Origin of the sequence: Sulfuricurvum sp., assembly GCF_049305995.1 — a bacterium.
Taxonomy (GTDB): domain Bacteria; phylum Campylobacterota; class Campylobacteria; order Campylobacterales; family Sulfurimonadaceae; genus Sulfuricurvum.
On the sequence record NZ_JBAQPS010000167.1, the window covers coordinates 1 to 5293 of the forward strand.

The 5293-nt window shown below is 39.6% G+C and carries 9 protein-coding genes and 1 pseudogene; all 10 read right to left on the reverse strand.

Going from position 1 to position 5293, the window contains the following annotated elements; genetic code table 11:
• Nucleotides 1–186, reverse strand: a pseudogene (locus tag WA010_RS05690) (hypothetical protein); the annotation flags it as partial.
• A gap of 13 nt (nt 187–199) precedes the next feature.
• Entirely contained in the window at nt 200–877 is a 678-nt protein-coding gene (locus WA010_RS05695) for a hypothetical protein (RefSeq protein WP_422556179.1), read from the reverse strand.
• 120 nt (nt 878–997) lie between these two features.
• Entirely contained in the window at nt 998–1582 is a 585-nt protein-coding gene (locus WA010_RS05700) for a hypothetical protein (RefSeq protein ID WP_422556180.1), read from the reverse strand.
• Between the two features lie 9 nt (nt 1583–1591).
• Nucleotides 1592–1765: a hypothetical protein gene (locus tag WA010_RS05705; protein WP_422556181.1), complete on the reverse strand. Its 174-nt coding sequence runs from the start codon at nt 1763–1765 to the stop codon at nt 1592–1594.
• 168 nt (nt 1766–1933) lie between these two features.
• A complete protein-coding gene (locus tag WA010_RS05710; protein ID WP_422556182.1) occupies nt 1934–2509 on the reverse strand; it encodes a flavin reductase family protein in 576 nt (191 codons plus the stop codon).
• The gene (locus WA010_RS05715) at nt 2506–2841 is read right to left on the reverse strand and encodes a DUF86 domain-containing protein (RefSeq protein WP_422556183.1); all 336 of its coding nucleotides are present in this window, start codon (nt 2839–2841) and stop codon (nt 2506–2508) included. The genes WA010_RS05710 and WA010_RS05715 overlap by 4 nt, the downstream gene beginning before the upstream one ends.
• On the reverse strand, nt 2834–3151 hold the full coding sequence (locus WA010_RS05720) for a nucleotidyltransferase family protein (RefSeq protein ID WP_422556184.1): 318 nt from the start codon (nt 3149–3151) through the stop codon (nt 2834–2836). The genes WA010_RS05715 and WA010_RS05720 overlap by 8 nt, the downstream gene beginning before the upstream one ends.
• A 47-nt stretch (nt 3152–3198) precedes the next feature.
• On the reverse strand, nt 3199–3534 hold the full coding sequence (locus tag WA010_RS05725; RefSeq protein ID WP_422556185.1) for a DsrE family protein: 336 nt from the start codon (nt 3532–3534) through the stop codon (nt 3199–3201).
• Nucleotides 3527–4024, reverse strand: coding sequence for a HugZ family protein (locus WA010_RS05730; RefSeq protein WP_422556186.1), 498 nt, complete (start codon nt 4022–4024; stop codon nt 3527–3529). The genes WA010_RS05725 and WA010_RS05730 overlap by 8 nt, the downstream gene beginning before the upstream one ends.
• Nucleotides 4021–5293: (Fe-S)-binding protein (locus tag WA010_RS05735; RefSeq protein WP_422556187.1), on the reverse strand; the 1273-nt coding region annotated here is incomplete at its 5' end. The genes WA010_RS05735 and WA010_RS05730, both read right to left, overlap by 4 nt.

The following is a 5293-nucleotide window of genomic DNA, read 5'->3' on the forward strand; positions in this document are numbered from 1 at the left end:
TTCAATAACTTTATCACCATAGTTAGCTCTATCAGCCCCATTTTGCTCATATTCAACGATGTAATACCCAATCAGCCAATTGCGGATCGTTAAACTTTTGCTAACGCTTCGAATCGCTTCGGTTTGAATAGTATTGTGGACGGTAGTGATCTGAGTGATTAAGCGATCAAAGGTATCATTTTGCATACATTATCCGCTACTATCGTTTCGTATTTCTACGCAAAGCGATGATAAAATGATAGATCAAAAAGCCCGAAAAAATCTTATGTAGTAACGTAATATATGCTTTATCATCATCTTTCAAATCAAGCCTAAAAGGATTGGCAAACTTAGCTAAATCATTCCAAAACTCGTGACTATTAAAAGAATAATTAGCATAATCTGTTAGTACATCTATATTGAGTTTATATCCTTGATGCCAACAAAACATCAACAAGCTAAAAATCAAAATCCAGCATACAGCTAATAACCAATTTTGCCCATGATTTGAAATATATTTACCTATCGAAAATAAAACATATTCTGCTTTTTCTTGCCAAGTTTTTGATACATTTGCATTTAATTCTTTAGAATATGATTCCATCTCTAACTCATAAAACTTATTTGCTTCTATATAATTAGCCTGTTTATCATATGTATTTTTTAATTGTCGAAAGATGTCTCTATCACATTTAAAATTAGGATGACCCCATTTTACATTTTCAAAAAATGTATCACCAAATACTGCTGATCTAATAGATATTTTTTCAATATTTCTCATATTTACATTAACAAAAAGAGCCTTACCAAAATTGATAAAATGATCTAATATTAATGTTTTTTGGATACTGAATTGTTCACAGATAAACAAGCCACTATTATGATTATTAATCAACATTTGATCAATCTTAGCATCGGCAAATAAAAACTTACAAAATATCTTATCGTTAACTTCACCAAAAAAGTGAAAGTTTTCTAAATGTGGATTTTTGATATGTCTAAACTCTTTGAATTTTCCTTATTGAGATGTATGATCAAAAATTTCTTGCATTGGACTATCAAATATAGAAAAAGTAAAATCTTTTAAAATCTTGATTCCAATCATGTCTATTTTAATTTTATTCGATATGAATACATTAAAAGAGGCTTTTTCCTCAAAAATCATATTTTTGATATTAAATGATCCATTTAAAAGAAGATATCCAGCTTCAACACGATTAAAGCTTCCACTATCTAAATTAAATCCACCTATAAATTTGGCTAGATCGAAAAAAACAATTTCTTTAAAATGACATGCATTGAATAATGCATCATCTAAAAAAATTGCTCTATTTAGCGAAACAGGAGAAGTAAAGTCTTTCAAATTTTCCGAGGATAAAAAACAATCAGTATTAAACTTTGGAAAAATGTATCCCGCGTAAGCATAATCCCCTACACTAAATTTCAGATGAAGTAATTTCCAAAATTGATCAACTTTATCTTGCGATTTTGACCAATCCTTTTTACCATCTACAATATCAAACCAATCATCCTTCGGACAATGAAAAATGCATAAATCATTTTCATAAACAGTATCAGGACAATCTGGAATATGGCATTTCATATTCAATGCCTATAAAAGGTCACTAAGACTTAGCTTATTACCTGCTAATCTTTTTCTTTGATTTTTTGCTTGATTTTTATTAAATTCTTGTATGCGTTTTCTATTTTCTGGAGAAAAAGCTTCGATGATGTATTTTTCGTTTTCAGGTTTGAGGATGATTGGTTCTATAAAAGCTCTTGTCATTATTTTCCCCTTTCCACTTTAAGTTAAGTAGGCATACTTATTTAATCTCACTTTGTCATTCCCGCGAAGGCGGGAATCCAGCTAGACTCCCGCCTTCGCGGGAGTGACGAAATATGAAGTTATATTTGCCTCATTACTTATAACGATTATAGCAAACAAGAATTGAATCTATACCTTTATCCGTTTCGCATCAACGAGATAATCACGCCCTACTCGCCCGATGTTTTCGAGATTTACGTTATGACGTTCATCGATCGCGTCGTCATCGTAATAAAAATGCTCAATTCGTAAAAAGGCGATAGTCATCGGGCTATCTTTGAGTTCCGTGATTTGATGAAGGGAACAGAGTAATGCCGCGCGGGCATCGGCAACCATCGGCGGAAACTCCGCCATCACTTCACGCATCTCGATAGCGCATTGTTCTGCTTCGCTGACACCGTATTCAAACGCTTCTGCTGAATTTTCGATAGATTTGGCATGAACATCATGGGCGAGTGAAATCGTCGCTTTTCCCGTCTCGATGATATTACGAATCGAATCTTTCAGTCCACCGTTTTCATGTACACCGAATGAGACCATAACGCACGGTGGGTTGGAGGAAACAGGGATAAAATAACTATAAGGTGCGAGATTCAATCCCCCCGCACCTACCGTCGAAATCCATGCTATAGGACGCGGAAAGATGGTGTTGCTCATCATTTTATAGACGGTATTAGTGTCTAATGTTTCGGGGCTAATAATCATTTCTCATCTTTTTTAAATTCAGTTTGTATCGCTTCTTTCAGAGGTTTCAACATCGTCCGTACAATATTTTCGATAATCGCCATATTCACCCCCTCATAATCGTGCGCAATGAAGTTGCGGACATTGTAAGCCCCTTTGGCATATTCAGCCAATATGTCATTCTCAAACTTCATTTTTCCCAGCGTTTCACCTATCTGTAAAAGCGACATCAACACAGCAGGTTTAGAGATGCGATGAGAGAGGGCATCGGTGACAATGCCGTTGTGTTGCGCAATAATGTATTCAATATCATCGACCATCTGAAGTATAAATTCAAGTTTCGATTTAGACATTGACGACATCCGCTAAAATGTATTTTTTACCGACAGCGTTCAGCGTTTCGACATCGACAAAATCGATCTCTTTTTGAAAATCCCGCTTCAATGCTTCTTTGGTATCTACGATATGGTTAATCGCATTCCACCCATTGTATTTTTGTAAATATTGGTTTATATCTTTTATTTTGTACAAAATATCAATATCACTTTGCTCATTCGCTTCATCACGTGCATAGCTCCCAAAAAAACCGAGAAGTATAAACCCCTCGTTTTCGTATTTTGGTTTGAGAAGTTTTAGTTTTTGAGATATATCCTCTTTTGTCATCGATCAATCCTTCGATAGATGGTGTGAACAATTGTACACCCTTAGGGTTAAAACGTCACCACTTTCCAGTCACTTTTGAGTGCCTGCGTCAAAAACTCCCCCGTATGGGTCGGTTCGATCCCTAAAGAACGAAGCTGTTCGGTCACTCCGTAATCATCACTGCATACGACACACACAGAGGCTTTTACACCGCTCTCTATCACTTTAGAAACCATCTCTTGTAACTGGGTATTTTCAGCCAAGAGCTTCGCTGAAGGACCCCATACCATCAGATGAGCTTCGTCCCAATACCCGCGCGGCAAAATGACACTGCCATAGAGTAATACCAATTTTTTCGCCACTTCGATTTCGCCACTGCTCCATACGATGAGAAGTTTATCCATTACCATGACCCTTTTGATGCTGACCCATAATCTGAGTCATCACTTCCAAATTTTCATCCAAACGGTACGCCCTACCAAACCCCATCACCACACTGCCGCTTTTAGGGAAAAGTTTAAAGAGATGGAAATCCCCCATTTGGGTTAATGAGGCAACCAGTTCTGCATCAAAGTGGGCTTTCAAACGCTCGATGACAATACTATACATATCCTCTTCTCGACTTAGTTCCGATGCAACGGCCTCGATTGTCACTCGTTTACGGGCAAAGGGCTGAACGCATTGCGATTCATCTTCGACAAAGAGGAGTGAGACGTTAGAATTTGATAAGAGATTGCGTCCGTGTTGGGCAACGGTGCTGATGAGGATATAAAAATCATTCTCCACTCGTACATACGGGGCAGTGCTTGCGTGTGGCACCCCATCAAGGGTGAGAGATGCCATTACGAGAGTTTGAAACGTCTCTAAAAACGATTCGACTTCCATGGTGGTCATTTGCGTAACGCCTCGGCAATCAATTCGATTGGGTTTTTAAAGACCACATTCACGTCCGCTTCGCTCAAAGAGTTATTAATCTGCATACGGCACGCACTGCACTCGGCGGTCACGACTTGCGCTCCCGTCTTAGCAATCATAGCGGCTTTGGGTTTTCCCGCCGCCTGAGCAAAATGGAAGTTTTCCGTTTGCATCGTCACCCCGCCGAAACCACAGCAGGCGTTCGGATCGCTCATCTCGGTGATCGTGTAGTTTTGTCCGACCAAGGCGCGAGGTTCTTTATAAACCCCTTGCATTTTACGGGCGTGGCACGGGTCATGATAGGTGACAGTGAGATCACCGCGACCTTTGGATGCCAACAGCGCTTTAAGCTCCGTCTTTTGCTCCAGCCACTCGGTTGCCATAAAAATTTTACCTTTGAGTTTTTGGGCGCGTGCTAACCATTCGGGCTGATCGTGGAAAAAGTGCTCATAATCGATTTTGATCATCGCACTGCACGTCGCTTCGGGGATAATAATCGCTTCGACCTCATCGATAAAACTCTCGAAATAGACGATGTTCTTTTTGGCGTTATGATCGACCGTCGCAAAATCCCCCGTAAAATAAGCAGGTGCCCCACAGCACAACTGTTTTTTGGGGATAAAGGCATCGACATTCAATGCCTCTAAAATTTCTAAAAGTCCCTTACCGATCTCGGTATAGTTGTAGTTTGCCAAACACCCGATAAAAATCGCCACACGTCGTTTCCCACCGTTGGGAATATTCTCAGGATAGCTGTTCATAAACGAGGTTTTTCCCATCGACGGCAACAATCGATCTTTTTTGATGATCGGGAGATTAAAGCGCGGCTGCATCGAATTGATCTCTGCTTTGAGCTTAAATCCGCACGTCTGAAATACGTACCCGAGTTTAAACAAAATATCCATGGTGCTGCGGTGGCGTAATAGATAGAAAAACACCCTCTTAAACCATGCAATCCCGTATTTATCGGCGAGATCGGCACGTACTTGCTCAATCACCATATCAGTCGGTAATGCCTTAGGGCACACATCGGTACAGTTGGTACATAAAAAACAGCTCTCAAAAATCGCTTTGGCATTTTTGTCGAGTTCAAGCTGACCCCGCTCATAGGCACCGAGCAAATCGATAAATCCGCGAGGAGAGGTTACCTCATCGGCATTGACGTTGTGGATCGTACAGACAGGGATACACTTCCCGCATTTGATACACTCATCGGAGGTGTCGGTAAAATGAAAGAGTTCGCGCTTT